General features: G+C 41.0%; 17 protein-coding genes. 3 read left to right on the top strand and 14 right to left on the bottom strand.

Annotated features, from left to right (window positions below):
* Window positions 1-36 precede the first annotated feature (36 nt).
* From KO530_RS15365 to KO530_RS15390, 6 genes are all read right to left on the bottom strand, one after another.
* Window positions 37-960, bottom strand: coding sequence for a polysaccharide deacetylase family protein (locus KO530_RS15365; RefSeq protein ID WP_216049331.1), 924 nt, complete (start codon window positions 958-960; stop codon window positions 37-39).
* 2 nt (window positions 961-962) lie between these two features.
* Window positions 963-1,904 (bottom strand): polysaccharide deacetylase family protein, encoded by a 942-nt coding sequence (locus KO530_RS15370; protein ID WP_216049332.1) that lies wholly within the window; start codon window positions 1,902-1,904, stop codon window positions 963-965.
* A 17-nt stretch (window positions 1,905-1,921) separates the two neighbouring features.
* Window positions 1,922-2,581, bottom strand: coding sequence for an isochorismatase family protein (locus KO530_RS15375; protein WP_216049333.1), 660 nt, complete (start codon window positions 2,579-2,581; stop codon window positions 1,922-1,924).
* Window positions 2,582-2,861: 280 nt separating this feature from the next.
* The gene (locus tag KO530_RS15380) at window positions 2,862-4,055 is read right to left on the bottom strand and encodes a CaiB/BaiF CoA transferase family protein (protein ID WP_216049334.1); all 1,194 of its coding nucleotides are present in this window, start codon (window positions 4,053-4,055) and stop codon (window positions 2,862-2,864) included.
* Between the two features lie 196 nt (window positions 4,056-4,251).
* Window positions 4,252-4,563, bottom strand: a complete 312-nt coding sequence (locus KO530_RS15385) for a c-type cytochrome (protein WP_216049335.1) — start codon at window positions 4,561-4,563, stop codon at window positions 4,252-4,254.
* A 359-nt stretch (window positions 4,564-4,922) separates the two neighbouring features.
* Entirely contained in the window at window positions 4,923-6,038 is a 1,116-nt protein-coding gene (locus KO530_RS15390; protein ID WP_216049336.1) for an NAD(P)/FAD-dependent oxidoreductase, read from the bottom strand.
* 274 nt (window positions 6,039-6,312) lie between these two features.
* On the opposite strand from KO530_RS15390, the gene pckA reads away from it, so the two are divergent.
* On the top strand, window positions 6,313-7,923 hold the full coding sequence (gene pckA / locus KO530_RS15395) for a phosphoenolpyruvate carboxykinase (ATP) (protein WP_216049337.1): 1,611 nt from the start codon (window positions 6,313-6,315) through the stop codon (window positions 7,921-7,923).
* 134 nt (window positions 7,924-8,057) lie between these two features.
* Here pckA and KO530_RS15400 read toward each other — a convergent pair whose 3' ends face one another.
* From KO530_RS15400 to KO530_RS15430, 7 genes are all read right to left on the bottom strand, one after another.
* Entirely contained in the window at window positions 8,058-9,059 is a 1,002-nt protein-coding gene (locus KO530_RS15400; RefSeq protein WP_216049338.1) for a LacI family DNA-binding transcriptional regulator, read from the bottom strand.
* 151 nt (window positions 9,060-9,210) lie between these two features.
* Window positions 9,211-10,737, bottom strand: a complete 1,527-nt coding sequence (locus KO530_RS15405) for an MFS transporter (protein ID WP_216049412.1) — start codon at window positions 10,735-10,737, stop codon at window positions 9,211-9,213.
* A 23-nt stretch (window positions 10,738-10,760) separates the two neighbouring features.
* Window positions 10,761-12,092: a GH1 family beta-glucosidase gene (locus KO530_RS15410; RefSeq protein ID WP_216049339.1), complete on the bottom strand. Its 1,332-nt coding sequence runs from the start codon at window positions 12,090-12,092 to the stop codon at window positions 10,761-10,763.
* 229 nt (window positions 12,093-12,321) lie between these two features.
* The gene (locus KO530_RS15415; protein ID WP_436792305.1) at window positions 12,322-13,806 is read right to left on the bottom strand and encodes a tryptophan halogenase family protein; all 1,485 of its coding nucleotides are present in this window, start codon (window positions 13,804-13,806) and stop codon (window positions 12,322-12,324) included.
* A 24-nt stretch (window positions 13,807-13,830) separates the two neighbouring features.
* Window positions 13,831-14,865 carry a cupin-like domain-containing protein gene (locus tag KO530_RS15420; protein WP_216049341.1) on the bottom strand — a complete coding sequence of 345 codons (1,035 nt, stop codon included), beginning with the start codon at window positions 14,863-14,865 and terminating at the stop codon, window positions 13,831-13,833.
* A gap of 21 nt (window positions 14,866-14,886) precedes the next feature.
* Window positions 14,887-15,615: a SapC family protein gene (locus KO530_RS15425; RefSeq protein WP_216049342.1), complete on the bottom strand. Its 729-nt coding sequence runs from the start codon at window positions 15,613-15,615 to the stop codon at window positions 14,887-14,889.
* Between the two features lie 214 nt (window positions 15,616-15,829).
* Window positions 15,830-18,862: a TonB-dependent receptor gene (locus KO530_RS15430; protein ID WP_216049343.1), complete on the bottom strand. Its 3,033-nt coding sequence runs from the start codon at window positions 18,860-18,862 to the stop codon at window positions 15,830-15,832.
* Between the two features lie 590 nt (window positions 18,863-19,452).
* Between KO530_RS15430 and KO530_RS15435 the strand changes: the two genes are divergently transcribed.
* Window positions 19,453-19,704, top strand: a complete 252-nt coding sequence (locus KO530_RS15435; RefSeq protein ID WP_216049413.1) for a hypothetical protein — start codon at window positions 19,453-19,455, stop codon at window positions 19,702-19,704.
* 99 nt (window positions 19,705-19,803) lie between these two features.
* Window positions 19,804-20,022: a hypothetical protein gene (locus KO530_RS15440; protein WP_216049344.1), complete on the top strand. Its 219-nt coding sequence runs from the start codon at window positions 19,804-19,806 to the stop codon at window positions 20,020-20,022.
* A 68-nt stretch (window positions 20,023-20,090) separates the two neighbouring features.
* Here the strand turns inward: KO530_RS15440 and htpX are convergent, their stop codons facing one another.
* Entirely contained in the window at window positions 20,091-20,963 is an 873-nt protein-coding gene (gene htpX, locus KO530_RS15445) for a protease HtpX (protein WP_216049345.1), read from the bottom strand.
* Window positions 20,964-21,079 lie beyond the last annotated feature (116 nt).

Below are 21,079 nucleotides of genomic sequence, written 5' to 3' on the forward strand. Positions count from 1 at the left end.
TCTCAAGGATAAGGAGGGTTCTAACGCCCCTACAAATTATTGCTGTGCTTGCCAGCTCTGGTAAATATCACTCGCGCTAGCACTCCAAACTCCATCTTTACTACTGATGTATTCAAGTACTTTCTCGAAGCAAGCAATACGGTGGGGTTGACCCAACATCCATGGATGTATATTCAATGCTAATAGACGCCCACCTTGTGTTTCGGCTTCACTTAACAACAGGTCACATGCATCTTGAATTTGCTCAACATAGCTATCTTCACTGTGCAGATTGTTTTGCAAAATAAAAAAATCATCCAGTTCATTAGATAAAGGCATGTTGCTGAGTTGACCAGTTTCAGTTCTAAAGGCATAGGGCAACTCATCGTTAACCCAATCGCACATGTAGTCGATACCATTTTGCTGCAATAACTCAGGGGTATTTTCTGATTGCAAGCGACCAGGACTTAACCAGCCTTTCACCGGCTGCTCAAAGCGCTCACGTAAAGTTTGCACACTTTTAGCAACCCAACTTGCTTCATCGTTTGGCGAAACTTCGCCATGATGCAACATGTCCATCTGCCAACCATGGGCAATGACTTCATTACCTCGCTCTTTAATGACATCCATCAAATAAGGTGCGCGTTCAACCATGGCGCCATTAATCGCGATAGTTGGTTTGATATTAAATTTATCTAATGCTTTGAAGATTCGAAATATACCGACGCGATTACCGTAATCACGCAAACTAAAGTGGCGTAAATCTGGATAAGGCATTTTCATACCACCAGGCACGGCAACTGGGTTTGCACCCTGGTTCAAAGGAAAAAACTGGACGTTGATATTTACCCAAAGCGCTAGTTTTTTGTTATTTGGCCAGACAATAGGTTTACGCTCTGTCAGCATCGACCAATCATATAAATCGTGGTCCATTCCGTAATGTCGTTTGGGATATTGAAGATAAGAATCATCTAGACTCATGATTATTTCCCTCCTTGCTTGGCAGCTATATCAGCGACACTATCGTCATAACAATGCTGCATGTAATAACTTGCTATTTCGCGCCCAGTAGCTACCCAAACATCACTGTGTCCGGTGATGTATTCCAAGGCTTCTTCGTAGGCTTTTAGACGATGTGGGCAACTCACTTGATAGTTGTGAGTTGGAATACACATGATGGTTCCACTCTCTTCGCCTTCTTGGTACAAACGGTCAAAATTTGCTTTGAGCATTTTTCCATATTGACGAGGTGTAACTTTATTAGATACGTAAGCAATGGTGTCATTCATCTCTAATGAATAGGGAATTGACACAAACTTTTTACCAGAACGAGTATGGATAGGAGTTGGTTGATCATCATGAAATAAATCACAAGTGTAAAAGCCGGCATCATCGCCAAATAATTCCGTTCCCACTTCGGCAAACAAGTCAATAGTATGGTCACTGTGCGATAGTGCTGGGGCTAAGTAACCAGCACATTTCTGTCCGGTATGTTTATAGATGGTTTCAATTGAGTCGCGGATCATTTCTCGTTCCTGCTCCACGCTCATTCCATAAGTATAACGAGTGTTATAGATACCATGACTGAAAAACTCCCAGTCCCGTTCTTTACACAGGCTAATAATCTCAGGATGGTGATCACATAATGCGGTAGATAATGATATGGATCCGCGCACACCATATTTATCCAGAAGCTGCATTTGACGCATATGACCCACACGATTACCGTAATCACGAATACCATATCCGGCAATGGCAGGATAAGGTTGCGGCCAAGCCTTACGAGATGGATTTGCAGGTGGATCTAGCTCATAAAACTCAATATTGGGTGCTACCCAAAATGCGACTTTAGCGCCATTTGGCCAAGTGATTTTAGGACGTTTGTGATAAGGCCAATAATCATAGTAACCGGGATCTGTATGCATTAAAAAAACTCCTTCTACTATTTTTCTAACCAGTCATATACTTCTTGTACGGCTAATACATCAGCATATTTCAATGATAAATCGGTAAGGTTAGCGAAGTGATAGCTTTCATGTTTGTCAGCAACACACTCGATCGGCACTATAGTGCGATATCCGCGTGACAAACTATCTACCGCAGCGGCTCTGATGCAACCAGAAGTTGAACCACCGGTTAATATAACGGTATCCACTTGGTGCCATACGCATAGGCTTTGCAGTTGAGTTTCAAAAAACGGAGAAGGCATTTTTTTACAGTAAAAAACATCTTTTTTACGGTCGACTTGCAAACGGTCATCAAGCTCTGAGCGCTCACTATCAAATTTAATATTCTGTAAACTATCGGGAGTATCTGTGCGGGTTCCCCAGATACCAGCATCTTCACCAGAATCCATATATGCCACATTAGTCCAAACAACAGGCCAACCCAATGCACGGAATTTTTCCGCAAGTTTATTGACATATTCAAGCTGTCGCGGGTCTGTCTCGTAGGCAGTTTTAAAAAGATCGGTTCGAGTGTAGGCCTTTTGCAAATCTATATTGACCAAAATAGCCTTATTTCCAAAACCAAAACGCTTTCGGGCTGGATTAGCCTGAACCTCCGCAAAAATCTGACGGGCCGTTTTTTCAGATAATTCCATAGTCGCTCCTATTTGCCTAAACTTAACTATATGTTTGATTCTAACTCAGGGTGTGACTCGTTTTCGGTCACAACCAAATGATATATCAGCATATCTTTTATGCGTAAGTATTGATACTTTTATGTACCCTTAAACACTCTTATGATTCACAAAAAATGAATCTTGAACATCTCCACTAAGCACTAACTTAAGAGTGTTTGCATAAAACCAAAAAGAGTAAAAAAAAGGGCTAAAACGCCCTTTAAAACAACCACATTTCGGAGTAGGTTGAAAACTTTTATTAATCAGTGGTAAGGGCTTTTACTACTTTTAAATCAATTAATTCTGCTATTTGTTTATCACTGTATCCGGCGTCTTTAAGCACCCGAATGGTATCTTCGCCTTCTTTTGGTAAATCATGATGTAGAACAGTACGTTTACCATCTAATTCAATCGGTAAAGAAGGCAGGTTAGCGATACCTTGGGGTGTTGTAACCGGTAGTAATCCACCACTATTAAGGTGCGGATCATTAAACAAATCAGAGGGAGTATTGATTGGCGCAAAGGGAATACCCGCACGCTCTAGACGGTCCATCAGGGTTTGCTTATCTAAGCCACTAAACAATTCCTTGATTACCGGAATAATTCTATCTTTCTGCTTCACCCTATCATTGTTTTTATCTAGGCTGCTGTCTGCTGCAAATTCGTGTAGTTCAAATTCTTTACAAAAGTGTTTCCACAAAGTGTCACTGACAACCCCAACAAAAACACGTTCGTCATTTTTACAATTGAAAATTTCGTAGATTGACCAAGCACTTCTGCGCACAGACATAGGAGGGGGAGCTTCACCTAGCACCACTTCTTGGGCCATATGCTGACCAACAAAATATGCGGTAGTCTCAAATAATGAACTAGTAACGTGACGACCTTTACCGCTCGTATGGCGTTCATGCAAAGCAGAAAGAATGCCGATAACACCAAACATACCGCCAGTGATATCAATAACAGAAGAGCCAGCCCGCATAGGCTTGTCAGGAAGACCTGTCATATAAGCCAGTCCACCCATCATTTGCGTCACTTCATCCAACGCAGTACGATTTTCATATGGGCCGGTTAAAAAGCCTTTTAATGAACAATAAATAAGTCTTGGATTCAGTTGACTCATTGCTGCATAACCAAACCCAAGCTTTTCCATCGCACCAGGTCTGAAGTTTTCAATCAACACATCCGCTTCGCGAATTAAGTTTAACGCAACCTCTTTACCTTCTGCTGATTTGAGATCTATACACACACTGCGCTTATTGCGGTTATACATGGGAAAGTAACCAGCACCCGAACCTTTTAGGCGGCGCGTTTTATCACCTTCAATAGGCTCTATTTTTGTCACCACTGCACCTAAATCTGCTAGTACCACACCAGTAGCAGGCCCCATAACCATATGTGTAAATTCTACGACTTTGAGGTCTTCAAGTGGGTATGAATTTCCTGATGACATAAATAATAATCCTGTAATAAAGGGTAGGCCAAATGCCCTAATGAGCATATGTTATAGCTTTATACCTTTTATATCAAGAAATTCTACTCATGAGCTAAAATAATGATGAGTTTTAATTACTTAAGTTCTAAAAACATTGATATAAAAGGACAATTTCACTGCAAAGCGAAAAATCTGAAGCCAAGTTGTTATGGTTTTATTTTAAAGACGCGTAATAAGCTGCTAATGCTTTAATATCTTTGTCGCTTAATCCTTTAGCCATTGCCGCCATCGTCGGTTCTTTACGCTCACCATTACGGAATGCTTTAAGTTGCTTTTCTAGATAAGCGGATTTTTGCCCAGCCAAATTTGGCCAAATAGGACTGAGGCTGATACCAGCACTACCATGGCAACTAGCGCAAATCATCGATTTCGTTTTACCCACCGATATTAACGCATCAGCGGCAAAGGTTTGCGTGACAAAAACCATGCTTGATATCGCTATCAAAAAGTAACGTATTTTGAGCATATTCAAATTTCACCTGTATCAATAAATAAGGATTTCGTTATCAATTCTAATTTAACAATGGATAACCCTTTTTTTCATGAGGTAAGATGAAGGATGTAACAACCAAATAACCTCAATCAGTTATTTCAATATACGTTGTATAACCAGGTGCTACATTGACTAAAATCAAAACTGCACACGGCATTCAAATTAATTAAAAATAACCAATAAAAACAAAATATTAGAGAAAAACAGAAGATTAAGGCGTGGTTAAATTTAGTATGATTGTCCCGTTAATTAGGAAAAAACTTTGAAATATAAATATGCAAAGTGAAATGAAAATGGCAAGCCATACTTTATTAAGTGACTGCTTAAAGGGGCTACAGGTTTTTCGCTAATACGCCATCTACTACCAGCGCAGCAATGGCCATCGACGCGGTCAGCCCCGGTGATTCTATACCGTACAGATTAACTAAACCTGCAATACCATGTTGTGATTCAGTCTGAATCATAAAATCTCTTGCCTCTTCACCTTTCCCATGGAGTTTAGGACGAATTCCAGCATATGAAGGCGCTAGAGAACCGTCTTTAAGGTTAGGCCAGTATTTTCTAATTTGCTGATAAAACCCATCGGCTCTAGCAGGATCGACCTTGTAATCCAATTCATTGACCCACTCGACATCAGGACCAAAACGGACTGAATTACCTAAATCTAATGTGGAATGCACTCCTAAACCAGCACTTTCAGGAACAGGATAAATAAGGTGGCTAAACGGCGCTTTGCCAGACAAGGCGTAATAGTTTCCTTTTGCATAATGAATAGCAGGCACGCTACTTTGCGGTAAACCCTCAAAACATCTAGCAATTTTCTGGGCGTGTAAACCTGCGCAATTAATTAAGTACTTTGCGTTAATTTGTATGTTTTGGTCGCCACCAATATCCAGTAGAATTGAATTGTCAGTACATTTAGCTGAACCCAATTCCGCCCCTAGTGCTACCGCGCCACCAGCACTTTCCAACTCACCTTGTAAATTTAACATAAATCCATGACTGTCTATAATGCCCGTTGAAGGCGAAAACAATGCACCGTAACAGGCAAGTTCAGGCTCTAAAGCTAAGGCTTTTTGTCTGCTGTAAAATTCAAGATCTGACACATTATTGGCACGTGCGTTTTGTTGAATTTCAGTTAGCTTTTGCAACTGAAGTTCAGATGTAGCGACAATCAGTTTGCCACATCTTTTATAGGCAATATTGCGTTCCTCGCAATACGCATAAAGCATTTTATTCCCCTGAACACAAAGCCGAGCTTTAAGAGAATTAGGCTGATAATAAATACCAGCATGTATTACTTCGCTATTGCGAGAGCTAATTCCTGTGCCGATTTGAGATTGACTTTCAATGACAATAGTTTCCACACCTTTTTGAGCCATTTCTCGTGCAACAGCTAAGCCAACGACGCCAGCGCCGACAACAATACACTCTACAGACTCGGCCATTTAATCACTCCTAGGCGCATAAATAAGGGGATGGGGAAGTTAAACATTACAGAGATTTCTTAGTCTCAGCCAGCGAACAGCTTTTGAAAACGCTTACATGCTTAGAATTCGATGAATTGTTATAACTTATCGCTTTTTTTTTTGAATGAGTAGTAAGTTGATCTAGTTTTTCCTTTTCAGACCCATTAGTGTTAGGGAGTCTAACTTTAATAACAAAGTTAGCTTAAATACAAAAATAATAATAAAAATATAAAACCCTACGGAAAAATAGTTCATGAATACTGAAAAACTAACCAAATATTTAGACAACAACGGCATTCTTGATGCCACGGAAATTATTCATAATCCATCCTATGAGTTTCTGTTTGAAGAAGAGACAAAAAGTGATTTAGTTGGTTATGAAAAAGGTATTGAAACAGAACTCGGTGCAGTGTCTGTCGACACTGGTATATTTACCGGTCGCTCACCAAAAGATAAATACATCGTTCGCGATGACACCACTAAAGATACGGTATGGTGGTCTGATCAAGGCACAAATGATAACAAACCGATTAGCACTGAAGTATGGCAAGAGCTAAAACAAACGGTTACTCAACAGTTAAGCAGTAAAAGACTGTTTGTTGTGGATACCTTTTGTGGTGCAAATGCAGATACCCGTTTGAAAGTGCGGTTTGTGACCGAAGTGGCATGGCAAGCACACTTTGTGAAGAATATGTTTATACGTCCAACAGAACAAGAACTTGAAGGTTTTGAACCTGACTTTCTAGTTCTGAACGGTTCTAAAACGGTGAATAAAAAGTGGCAGGAACACGGCTTAAATTCAGAGAATTTTGTCGCCTTTAACCTCACTGAAAAAGTCCAAATTATCGGCGGTACATGGTACGGCGGCGAAATGAAAAAAGGTATGTTCTCAATGATGAATTACTTTTTGCCGCTCAAAGGTATTGCTTCCATGCATTGCAGCGCGAATGTGGGTAAAGATGACGATGTGGCAATTTTCTTCGGTTTATCAGGTACAGGAAAAACCACACTATCGACAGATCCACACAGAAAACTCATTGGCGATGACGAACATGGTTGGGATGACAACGGTATCTTCAATTTTGAAGGTGGTTGTTATGCGAAAACGATTAATTTGAGCAAAGAACAAGAGCCGGAAATCTATGCTGCAATACGTCGTAATGCGTTGTTGGAAAATGTGTCTGTAGACAGTAATGGCAAAATCGATTTTGACGATAACTCAAAAACTGAAAATACCCGAGTCTCTTATCCCATTGATCACATAGAAAACATTGTCCAACCTATTTCTAAAGCCGGTCATGCAACTAAAGTTATCTTCTTAACCGCTGATGCTTTTGGTGTGCTTCCTCCTGTTGCTAAGTTAACCCCTCAACAAGCTGAGTACTACTTTTTGTCTGGATTTACAGCCAAATTAGCAGGTACAGAACGAGGAATTACAGAGCCGACACCAACGTTTTCGAGCTGTTTTGGTGCGGCTTTCTTAAGTCTTCATCCAACAAAATACGCAGCAGTTTTGCGTAAACGAATGCACGCAGTGGGTGCCGAAGCATACTTGGTAAATACTGGCTGGAACGGCACGGGAAAACGTATTTCCATTAAAGCTACTCGCGCGATTATAGATGCCATTTTAGACGGTTCAATTAATCAAGCGGAAATGAACACACTTCCAATCTTTAATTTGTCGGTACCTAAACACTTACATGATGTTGAAGACAATATTTTGGATCCTCGTGACACTTATGAACAAGCCGAACAATGGACTGAAAAGGCCACTAATTTAGCAACTTTGTTCACTAAGAACTTTGTGAAGTTTACTGATAACGATGAAGGAAAGGAAATTTCTAATTCTGGACCAAAATTATAAAGTGAACGAAAACTGCTCAACAACATTTTGAGATCAGTAAAAATGAGCAGCAATTTGCATAAGTCAAATTGCTGCTTTTAATTTTCTACTCATAACTGGGGTTGACCGCATTAACAGTAAGAAAGGGCCTTTCTCTAATTCAACTCGATAACAGATAAACGTTCAATAAGTTTGGGTTCGAAAACGCGCTGAATTTCTCTATTTGACTCTTTATAAACATATTTCAAAACCCATTGAGCCGCCATTTTCCCCATTTCTAATACTGGGTTATCAATAGTGGTTAATTTGGGAAACATATGTTTTGCAAATAACACATCATCAAAACCAATCACGGATAAATCTTCTGGCAGCACCAAACCATGCTCTCTAGCACAACTCATTGCACCGGATGCCATTTCATCATTTGAACAGGCTAATGCACTAAAATGTTCACCTGAATTGAGTAAATAATTCATCCCTGCGATACCACCGGTCTCAAGATAATCACCTACATAATGGAGTTTTTCATTAAACACCACGCCATACTCTTGCAACGCTCTTTTGTGACCAATTAAACGCTGCTTAGTATCTTCTTTATAAGTAGGACCGCTAATGTAGGCGATGTCTCTATGTCCTTTTTTCAACAAAGTCTGTGCGGCCATATAACCACCAGCTTGGTTATTAACAATAAAACACTGATCTTGCATGCTTTCGACGACGCGGTTCATAATTAAAATGGGGAGTTTGCTTTTGTTTAGCTCAATTAAATATTCATCAGAGATGGCTTCAGAGTGCACAATCAAGGCATCACATTGACGACTGATCAGAAAATCAATACCGTCTTTCTCTTCCGCCTCTTCATCATGACCGGCAGAAATAATCACGTGTTTACCAGCGGCTCTTAGCTCTGTTTCCACGCCGCTCATCATCTGTCCAAAAAATGAGCTATTAAGGTTAGAAACCAAAAGACCAATGCTATTTGCTTTATTTGATGCGAGTGAACGAGCGAAATTATTTGGCACATAGCCAAGCTCTTTCATGGCATGCATTACTTTGTCACTAGTGCTTTGTCTGACTTTCACATTGCCGTTCATGACTCTGGAAACCGTTGCCAAAGACACCCCAGCATGTTTTGCTACTTCGTAAATCGTTGCCATAAATTTTTGCTAATATTCGCCCTGAGACTAGAGGATAGCTAGCCTACTATACAATCGCCACCTTGTAATGAATAATTATGCGGCATTACAAAACATCCGATGTGTGTAAAGTTTAGGGCAATCAGGCAAGGATACTACTGATTAGAAAAAACTACGCCAATGCTCTTTGCCCCTTGAGTTCTAGAGTAATTTTTTTCTGTTGTTTATCGGTAAGGGGATAAAACAACATCAAAATTGCAGCAGCTATACCAAAAAATCCAGGTATCCAGCTCATCAACAATTTAATACCAGGTAAGCTATCTGCAACTGTCGTTTGGTCCATACCGTCGTAGCCATAACTAGACAATACTACCAGCACTAATGCTCCTGCGAACCCTCCGCCAGTTTTCTGCACAAATGTACCTGCAGAATAGACTAAACCCGTTGCTCTTCGTCCGTTTTTCCATTCAGAATAATCAGCGGAATCCCCTAACATCGAAAAGAACAAAGTAGGAAAAATAGCTGCAAAGAATTCTGCGGAACAACCTAGCACAAACACTAAGGTGACATTTCCTTCAGGCACCCAGTAAAAGCAAATAGTTAGTATACTGCCAATAACTAATGAACCAATAAACAGTACTCTACGACCAAAAACACGAGCGAGAAACGATGTGCTTAATGCACCAAAAATAGATACCACTAACAGGGCTACGAAGAATTGACCTGTCATCAATTCATCACCAATAACGTACTTAAAGTAATAGGCAATCACACCGTATTTGATGCCATTAAACATCATGGTTAAAAAGCCCATACCTAACAAGATTAACCAAGGTTTATTAGTTATCAGGTCAATCATATCCTGTTGAGTCGAGCTAATTTGCTCTCTGGGTTTGGCCAGAAAGCGGTTTATTAGTATCCAAGTCCCAACAATAACAACCGCAAATATCACACCGGTTAATACGTTACGGTAATAGAAAAACAGACTAATACTCATCAAAGGTAATAAAATAAACGGCAGATTTTTAGTCAGATCCCACAGCTCAGTTTTCAACCCTGAGGTGTTATTGACTGCAGGTTTCACTCGCTCTTTAGTGGATAAAAACGTAAAGACCATTAACGCAACCAATATTCCAGCAAACAGATACATCGTTGATTGATAACCCTGTACATCATTACCTTGGCCAAATAAGTCGACGAAATACGGTAAAAACCCCATAACCAGCAAACCACCAAAGAATGCGCCGGCGAAGCGATACGCAGATAAACTGGTCCGTTCAACATCACATTCGGTCATCACTCCCATTAAAGCCGAATAAGGCACATTATTGAGGGTATAACAGAGTGTTAAGCCGATATAAGTGACATAGGCGTAGATTAGCTTGTTACTCGCTGACCATTCTGGTGTGGTAAAACATAGCACCATGAATAGGCCAAGTAATGGCGTAGAAAATAAAATCCACGGTCTGAACTTGCCCCACCGAGTATCTGTGCGATCGGCAATCATCCCCATAATGATATCGGTTATACCATCAGATAGTCTGACCACGAGGAACAACAATGCGGCCGCTGCGGCAGTCAAACCGAACGTATCAGTATAAAAAACAGCTAAATAAGCAAGCGCCCCGCGCCAGACTAAATTAGCGGCGGCATCCCCCATGGCGTAACCGACTTTTTCAATTATTGGCAGTTTGGTTATTTCGCTTTGCATCATTTACTTTGCTACCTACTAGTAATCAGTTGTTTATAGGCAAGTCCACTGTCTTTAATAGTGCGACTCTGGGTAAGATAGTCAACATACACAATACCAAACCGCTTCTCGTAACCTTCTGCCCACTCAAAGTTATCCATCAAACTCCAGGCGAAATAACCGGCGATATCAACACCCTGCTGGGAGGCGTCATCAACAGCATTGAGATGTGATTGAAAGTAGTCAATTCTGTCTTGATCATTCACTCTGCCGTGTTTAATTTCATCCTGCATCGCCGCACCATTTTCAGTGATGTAAACTGGTGGCAGTGTATAACGTTGATGAAGAGATATTAAGAGCTCAGAAAGTGCTTTAGGGTAAACTTCCCACCCCATGTCAGTAGTGACTACACCTTTAGGTTGAAGCTCTTCATACCAGCCTTTGCCATCGCTGCGATATTTTAGTCTGGTATAAAAATTTACTCCTAAGAAATCTAAGCGCTGGCTAATCAAGTCCATATCGCCCGGTAAAATATCAGGTCGGTTTTGTGGTTCAATTAGCTCAACCACATCTGGATAGAGCCCTTCCATAACGGGTCGCATGTACCACTGATTAATATAATCATCGGCTATTTTCGCTGCCTTTATATCTTCAGCCACCTGAGTCTCTGGATAGCAGGGGGTGAAATTAAGTACAATTCCAGCCTTAGTATCGGGACAATTTCGACGCAATGCGCGTATGCCAAGACCGTGAGCTAACAGTAAATGATGGGCTGACTTCCTACCGTTTGCTTGTCCCCTTTTACCCGGTGCGTGCACACCATTTTCATAACCTAGGTAAGCTGAACAAAATGGTTCGTTTAAGGTAGCGTACGCGTATACTCGGTCTCCCAAAGCTTTAGCAACTAAATTCACGTAATGCTCGAAATGAAATGCGGTTTCACGATTCAGCCAACCACCCTTTTCTTCTAAGTGCTGAGGCAAATCCCAATGATATAAAGTGACAAAGGGTTTGATGTTGCGCTTAACTAACTCTTCCACCAAATCAATGTAAAACTGCATCCCTTTATCGTTTAGAGAACCGTCTTTTTTGACCACCCTAGGCCAAGAGATGGAAAATCGATAGGCATCCACGCCTAAAGAGTCAATCAACTCCACATCTTCGCGCCAAAACTTAACATGCTCACATGCCACCAGCCCGTTAGAAGCATCGGAGATTTTACCGGGTGTAGCACAAAAAGTGTCCCAAATTGATTCTAATCTGCTGTCCGCTGCTCCTTCAATTTGGAAAGAAGACGTTGCTACACCGAACACGAAGTCATGGTCCAGTAATTTTGATGAAGATGGTAAGGAAAGGTTGCTCATGATTTGATAATTACTAATTCTGTTAATGGTTAATCGGTATCTTTTTGATGGTCAACAAAGTGTTAAGCGCGAAAACTATAACGAAAACCACCCAAATGAAAGCGCTTACATTTAGAGGTTAGTTGGATTCGCAATAAAAAGCAATGCTTAACGTTAAAAAAATGTAAATGCTGGAATTATTCTATCCCCAATACCTGTTTTGTTGATTTTTACTACAAACTCATCATCGTTAATTGGGTGGGCTACAATATTGTTGAATAAAACGTTGATGACTAGGTAATTGGGAAACCGCCTTAGATATTGATTGTTCCAGTGAAGATAAGAACTTTTCTAACTCCATCGCCGGCATTCCCTGAACACTGGGATGGTATTGTTTCGGCTCAATCCCTTGACCAAGCATAACTTGTGTCCAAGAATCGACTCTAAACAATTCACCATCGGCTTGAAATGCATGGGCGTGATCGGTAAACAGCCGTATTCGATGAGCCAGACTCTCTGGCACCTCCATGCTTTTACAATGTCGCCAAAATTCGCTGTCTTGCCGTTGAGTAACATGATAGTGCAAGACGATGAAATCGCGGATTTTTTCGATCTCGTCGGTGGCTTGTTGATTGTATTCATCAATTACCGAATCGGATATTTCCCCACATGGGAAAAGCCTGAGTAAGCGAATAATGCCCATCATAATGAGATGAATACTGGTTGATTCCAAAGGCTCCACAAAACCGCTAGCCAAACCAAGGGCTAGACAGTTTTTATTCCAATGTTTACGACGCCTACCTGTGCGATATTTTATCACTCTGGGCTCGGTAATAACCTCGCCCTCAATATTCGATAAGAGATACTCTTTAGCTTGTTCATCAGTCATGTACTTGCTGCAATAAACAATGCCATTTCCAACCCTATGTTGTAATGGAATCCGCCATTGCCAGCCACTGTGATGAGCAATAGAACGAGTGATTGGAGATACTTCCCCTACCGACTTAGTTTGTACCGCAATCGCACTATCACAAGGTAACCAATGCGACCAATCTTCATAACCCGTATGTAACGCTTGCTCGATTAGCAAACCTCGAAAGCCGGTACAATCAATAAATAAATCGCCCTCGACTAACTGTCCTGAATCCAATTTTAAGCTAGTGATAAAACCGTTTTTGGGGTCTTTATTTACTGCGGCAATTTTTCCTTCTATCCTTTTCACTCCTCGAAATTCGCTAAACTTACGCAAATAAGCGGCATATTTACTGGAATCTAAGTGGTATGCATAATTGATAGATGACTTATCTGAAAGCGCAAATTTATTGGCCTTAGCAGCTTCCAATTCAAAACAGTATTTACCAAAGTCCTTTGCAACGCCCTGTTCTTTTCCGTATAGCCAGAAGTGATGAAATGGAGCAATAAAGCTTTCTTTACCTGTCATACCGAATGAATGAATATAGCTATCTCCTTGCTTACCCCAATTATCAAATTGAATGCCTAGCTTAAAGGTAGCTGACGTTTCTGCCATAAACTGAGACTCATCAATGCCCAACAGTTTATTGAATACTCGCATGGGCGGAATAGTTGCCTCACCGACGCCAACGGTACCGATTTCTTCAGACTCCACCAAGGTCACATTGATGACGGAAGGCATCTGTTTAGCCAATGCTGCGGCAGCTATCCAACCAGCGGTTCCACCGCCAGCAATAACCACATTTTTGATTTTTCTGTTCACCTTCTGCTCACCTTTGCGATCCATTTATCGATTTAGTTTATTGATTAACATGGCACGAAGTTGGCGTGACATCATTTCATTCATGGGCGCTAAAAAACCATGGGCTTCAGGCGGTAAATGCGCTGTAGGTTGCTCACCCTCACCAAAAATATAGTAATCAAATATATGCTTCCAACCTGCCTTTTCATGTGCCGGTTTATCGCGAAGACTTAGCATCGCGTGGTACAACACATTCATCGCAGCCCCCATATACTTTTCCGCATTACTCCACCAATAATTGACTAACACATTATATGGGCTTAGCGCCTCGACTTGATGCCACCACATACTCGGAATATAGATACCATCGCCCGGTTCTAATTCCGCGACTTGTCCGTGGGCTAATGCTTGTTTAATTTTCGGGTATTTTTCATAATCAGGATTGTGCAAATCCACCATAGTAATCGCCGGGCCACCTGGTGTAGGAGCTAAGGGGCCGGGATATAAGTTCGCAATTTGATCCGGTGGGAAAGTAATAAAACGCCGTTTTCCGGTGACAACGCAAGCAATATTGTCAGAAGCATCGTAGTGACAGCGAGCAATTGACTTGTTGCCAATCCAAATACTGGGTATCGGGGGTTCGGTCGCATGCTGTTTTTGGATAACAGGAATATGCAAATCATTGTCAGCGCGAAGTCCAGGGAAATTCAAATCAATAACATTTGATGCAATGTAATATCCTGGTGGGCGCTGATCGTAAAGATGTTCCATTATAAGGTCGAGCACCTCATCTACTTGTGCCCGTTTAGACTCATAATTTAACTCAGTTGCATTTTCATTGTAGGCGTACTTCCCTTCTATATCAGGATTGCCAAAGTAAGCAAATACTGACTTACCATTATAAAACGACTTTAAATAGTCAACGCTTTTTTGCGCAGATTCCAAACCTACTTCCACCAGCTTCCAATGCTTAACCACACCTTTAAGTACTACAGGGTGGCTATACTGATGAATATCATTAGGCACCTCCCCTGACTGACAATTTTCAATAACTTCAGTTTGTTTGGTGATGTTTAACATAGGTACTCTAAGCTCTGCTTATTAAGCAAATGTGGCGTTTTTACGCTGAATCAATTTTCTAATATTAGTAACAGATGCCACTGCCGCGTACGCAAACTGTAAATATCCCGATTGATTAAGCTCAAAAAGTTGCTCTGCTGACAGCGCTCTTAGTTTCTCCTCATTAATCGTAAAATTTCCAGATACTTTGCACTTTTCGCCGTTGTTTAAATCAAATTCGATATTAACCGGCTCAATCAACTCGCAACTTAGGAAACTATTAAACATTGCATCTTGGATTGCCATGCCCTCGTGAATAGACTGCAATCGGGTAGCGATATGATTCAAATAAGGACTGTTACCGCCATGCTCGAGAAATAATGGCTGCCCTTTGTCGGTGGACACCTTGGGATGTTGCATATCAATGTGTATAACCGGAGACGGATCTGAATGGGGATCTTGTTGCTGAAAACCGATTAAAAAAGGCCCTCGTTCAATCATAGCTGGTATGTAGCTAGCGTCCCAACCTGAAGGAGTTGTATCGCTTAGGAAAAGGTTTTCATCTTTTTGCAAACCAAGCATAACAACACATTGATATTTACCCGTCTGTTGGTCTAATTGGAAAAAGATTGGATATTCTTTTTGTAATTCAACAAATTCTAGTGGGAAAACCAATACGCTGGCTACATCGTCGGCAAACTCTTTAGCATAATGCGCAAGCACCTTAGTATCTTTATGCTGCACATTATTCAAAAGCACATGTTTGGCCATTGTATTTCCTCAATAATTTTTTGCTCGTTGGTTATTTCAAACCAGTAAATTAAAAATGAAAATATTCATATTTAATTGAACAAAATAAGAAGTGTCAGTGTGCTACATCTTCAAATCCTATTCAAATATTTACAAAAACAAAAGCCGCAATAAACAGCGGCTTATGGACGATGGCAAACACCACCACTGGTGTTGTTTGCCGTTTCATACCGCCTTAGAACTTGTAACGAGCCCCCATTTGATAGCGTGCACCTAAATCGGTTGCATACCATAATTGCGTTTCGTTTCGTGCGTGTTCACGGATGTCTTCTTCAGTTATATTCAAACCTTCAAAGAACACTGTGAATTGGTCGTTAATATCGTAGCTAACGTTTACATCAAGTTGAGTATAAGACTCCACATAACGCGGGTTATTAGAACTACCTTTATTCACTTCTGCCAAGTATTTATCACGCCAGTTAAGGGCAACACGTGCTTGGAAACCATCTTTTTCGTACATAGCCACTAAGTTAGCCGTATCACTCAAACCCACTAAAGCAAATTGCGACTGGTTAGGATCCGCTTCGTTATCAAAGCCCACATCTCCGCGTACAAACGTATAGTTAGCCTGCACACCAAAGCCGGTATCACCAAAGAAGTGTTGTACCGCAAATTCAGCGCCATAAATTTTGGCTGCTCGGTTATTGTCTGGTGTATTAGTACGGAAAATGACTTCAGGATCATCCTCATTTGCGACCAAATCCCAACCTTCGGTTTCGGCTAACTGTTGAATTTGTTCTGGCGAACCAGTGTAATCATCAGCTCCACCAGGGAAGGCTTCTGGTTGACTTAGCAATACCATCATGGCGTAAAGTGATGTGTCATCAAGTGCAATACCGCGGTCGGCTAGCGCTTGAACGGCAGCCTCGGCACGGGGACCGCCAGTTACATCACGAATACCTAGTAGTGGTTGGTCAACTTGACGGCTACCTAAGAAATTAACCACATCTTTTTGGAACAAACCGGCTGAAACATAACTTGTTTCATCGTAGTACCATTCCAATGATAAATCGACGTTAGACGACTCCAAAGGTAATAAGGCAGGATTTGACGCATCCGCTGTTGGTTGCGCACCCAACAATGTTGAACCACCACCGCCAGCAAAGTTTGAAGCAGATACACCTAAACTTCCAAACCCTGCTCGAGCAATTGTTTTGCTATATGAGAAGCGACCGATTAAATCATCTTTAATCTCAAGTTTTAAATCCAGGCTCGGTAATAAAAAGTCATAGTCACTTTCTGCCGTAACATAACTGGTTTCTGAACCATCCACATATGACACTACGTCATTATTGTCTTCCCATTGAAAGTAGTTACGACTAATTAATGAAGTCGAAGTCACGTCTGTAGTTTCATAACGCACACCGGTTAAGATGCTAAATGGCATTTCTCCGATTTCACCTTCTAAGGCGACTTGAACGTAAGCGGCTAAGGAATCTTCTTGTATCGTATCGTCGAATGACAATGCGTCCTCGGTTCCAGCTGGAATACCAGGATAAAGAGCTTCTGCTGCAGTATACAAATCAGGCGCGTTAGCAATGAAACCATAACCACCAGAGTTTGTGGTAAAGTCGTCAAACTCACCCGGCAAATCAAACGGTTGAATCAAGTCACCGAATTCACCAGGGTTAGCGACCCCCCAATTACCCAAAGCAATGTTGTTGCCGGCAGTTTGAAATGAGCGAGATTCCATTTCACGAGCTTCCACACCAAAATCAAAATGACCGCTGTCTAGGAAGTAAGTAGCGTCAAGTTTATACTGGGTGATTTTAGACTCTTGGCTGGCGTTTCTAATGCGAGCAATCGACGAACCTACATCACCGGCATCCACTTGCCCGTTATTGTTTGCACCTCGAATGCTGTCGTCATATACATTAGTGTAGGTAGGCAAGTCACCATCCCAAAACCATTCTCTTGAGGTCACTGTTGGCGCCCCTAAACCTACCGCCAGTTCGCCGGAACCTCTTGGACCTGTCCCCCGACTATGCATCGTTGAGTCGTGCGCATCAAACATGATTTTAAAATCATCATTAACATTGTATTCAAAGTTCACACCAATCGAATCTAGTGTATTCGTCTGTTCACGCCACTGTTGCTCGTACCCTTCATCTACACCTCCAGCATAGGTTTCAGATATATAGATGGGTGTTTTCACAGCAGAATTATCGAACTCTACCGTCCCGGTATTTGTACCGATTTGCAGCCAGTTACCAATTTCACCACGTTGCTCAACAATTTCGTTTTCAGCAAAGGTGTAGTCTAATGACGCTTTAAAGTCATCCGTTGGTGCAAACTGCAATGTTAGCTGCATATTGTCGCGAGTTCTTTGGGTATTTGAAAATGCATAACGGATGTCATTGGGACGCGCATAAAGCTGTCCCTGCTCTGGAGCATTAACATAGTTTGCTGTGGTGTTGTTATTCCACATTCTATCCGGATCGGCGATATCATCCCAATAGTCAATATTCCAGTTATTCACAGTGGCGCCGGTATAACCTGAATCACGTTCTTGATGCACAGCAGACAAACTCACACCAAATGTTTTCTCATCATTAGCGTAGCTTACAATAGTAGATAATTCAGGGGTAAGATCATCACCAGTACGGTTGGTAGTATCGTGTACCGCTTTTGCGCCGACAGTAGCCACAAAACCTTCTTGATCAAGTGGTTTAGCGGTGATTATATTAATGGTTGCACCAATTCCACCAGTTGCAATGTTCGCTTTACCTGTTTTGTATACTTCTACAGCTCTGATACTTTCCGATGCTAGGTTTGCAAAATCGAATGAGCGCGTGTTTCCACTTTTAGTTGTACCATCCGCACCTGAGCCTGCACCATAGGTTATTGCTGCAGGCATTGTTCTACCGTTTAAGGTAATCATGTTGTTTCCACCCGCAAAACCGCGGACAGTAACTTCAGAGCCTTCGCCATTAGTACGACTGATCGAAACACCGGTTATACGTTGCAGCGATTCTGCTAAGTTGGTGTCAGGGAATTTACCGATATCTTCAGCAGAAATAGCGTCAACTACACCAGCTGACGAGCGTTTTATGGCCGCAGCCTCTTGTAAACTTCCCCGTAAACCTGTTACTTGGATAACCTCTAAGTCTTCAGCTTCTTGTGCAGCTAGTGGTGCGCACAGTGAAGCCCCTAAAACGAGCGAAAGGCTCGTTGCTAGATGGGTTTTTGCAAACCTTGTTTTAGTCATGTTGTTTTCTCCCAAAAACTACCTTGATTGTACTCATTACTACATTTTTCACCCGCGCACGTCCTGCTTATGCCACCCTAAGGTTGTAAAATTATTGTAATAACAAGCAAAATGTAAGCGCTTTCATTAGAATAGAGCACGAAAATGTGGTCGTCAACTAATAATCATCGAAAATGAAACTTTTATTAACTATTTATTTACACCCTCCAAATTCACCGCTTTACGATGCTTTACTGAAAACCTTTAAACAAAAGGCTTAGCGGCTAACCTGACAATGAAAGGTAGGTCCTAAAAAAGATAGGGGCAATTGAATTAGCATTATGAAAACCGCTATACGCTTAACCAAATATTAACAATTAAGAAATCAAAGACTGTTTGCGCGCTACCAAAGATGCTCTAAGTGCTTGTTAATTATTTGTTCTAGATAATTTTAATACGTAGAGAGCGGATTCAATAATAACGATATCAATACCCGCGCGGTTCGAATTTCCGTTGAGCAAAACTTGTTATTAAACTGACCTAGATCAATGTGACCTTATGAATTACTGATTAAATACAATTCAAAGATTCACATATAAGGGGAAACCATGATGACGAATTCAAAAGTAATGACGTTACTCAAAGTGGTGATAATCTCGGGATTATGTTTAATTATGTTAGGGATTTATTTACATCTTTTTAGTCAAACAATTGATGAGATGGGAATAGACGGAATCATCATCAGTGCAGCCTGTGTGGCAGTGGGAATGATTATGTCACTTCCAACTAAAATGATTATTACCTTTATTTTAGTCAAGCGTGAGTCCGAACAAACAGAGCGCGTCTTGGATAACAGAATATAGCCCCGTTATTTTAAAAATAATTTATTAATCGAAATTATTGACTAAATATCAATCAATATTATACTGTACAAAAACACAGTACAATATTGAGAGGATGTTATGACACGAGAATTAATTAATTTACACGATTCAATATGTGAATCCACTCGCAGTGAAATACAGCAACAAAGAATTGAACAAAAGAATAAAGATAGGGCCGTCCGAGACCAACAATTTGATAGCCTTATCAGGCGTTTGGATAATCTAAGAATGCTAGCGAAATCGAAAAATAAAAACCATAGCACCGAACGCAGAATTCAAACTAGTTTTGCTTTTTAAGTGTTTCCTTTAGCGAGTATTAAAGGCTTACCTGAAAAGTTATTTTGATTAGATTTTGCAGAGCTGGATTAACCAGCTCTCAGGTTTTCAATACGTTTTTCCAATGGCGGATGACTTGAAAATAGCTTTTGTATTTTTCCTGCATTAATCGCAAAAGCAGCCATTTCGTCAGGCATATCAGGGGTTCCCTGAAAACTTTTCAATTTAGCTAGGGCCGCAATCATATTTGCCCTACCCGCGAGTTTCGCACCACCTTCATCTGCTCTAAACTCTCTATATCGAGAAAACCACATCACTAACATCATCGCTAAAAAGCCGAGAATAATTTCAGCAATAATAGAGACGATCCAAAAAGCCGGACCATGACCTCTTTCAACCTTAAAAACCACTCGATCAACGACATGCCCAATGACTCTAGATAGAAAAACGACAAAAGTGTTCACCACACCTTGAATTAGGGTCATAGTGACCATGTCACCATTAGCGACGTGACTCACTTCGTGAGCCAGTACTGCCTCAACTTCATTTTTGTTCATATGTGAAAGAAGCCCAGTACTAACTGCGACTAACGCATTGTTGCGATTCCAGCCTGTCGCAAATGCATTAGGAGATTGACTATTAAAAAGTCCAACTTCAGGCATTCCAATACCCGCCATTTCAGCTTGCCGCCTTACCGTATCTACAAGCCATCGCTGAGTCGTATCTACTGGTTGTTCAATAACATGAACCCCCATTGAGCGTTTGGCCATAAACTTGGAAAGAAACAAAGAAATAAAGGCCCCGCTAAAGCCAATAACTCCAGCATAAATCATTAGCGCAGTTAGGTCTAAATCAACCCCATTTTCTGCCAGTAACCCTTGAAACCCCAAAAGACTAAATGTCACGCTCAATAACGCTATGATGGCTATATTTGTACCTAAAAACAGAAATATTCTTAACATTTACGGCTCCTTTTTTCGGTTTAAAACGAACACTGCTTAGATAGAAATATTAATAATTATAAAAAGCAATCAAACAAGTTCATTTGCATAGTTCAATATGGGTCTTGAAAAAAATT

Origin of the sequence: Aliiglaciecola lipolytica, assembly GCF_018860635.1 — a bacterium.
Lineage (GTDB): Bacteria > Pseudomonadota > Gammaproteobacteria > Enterobacterales > Alteromonadaceae > Aliiglaciecola > Aliiglaciecola lipolytica_A.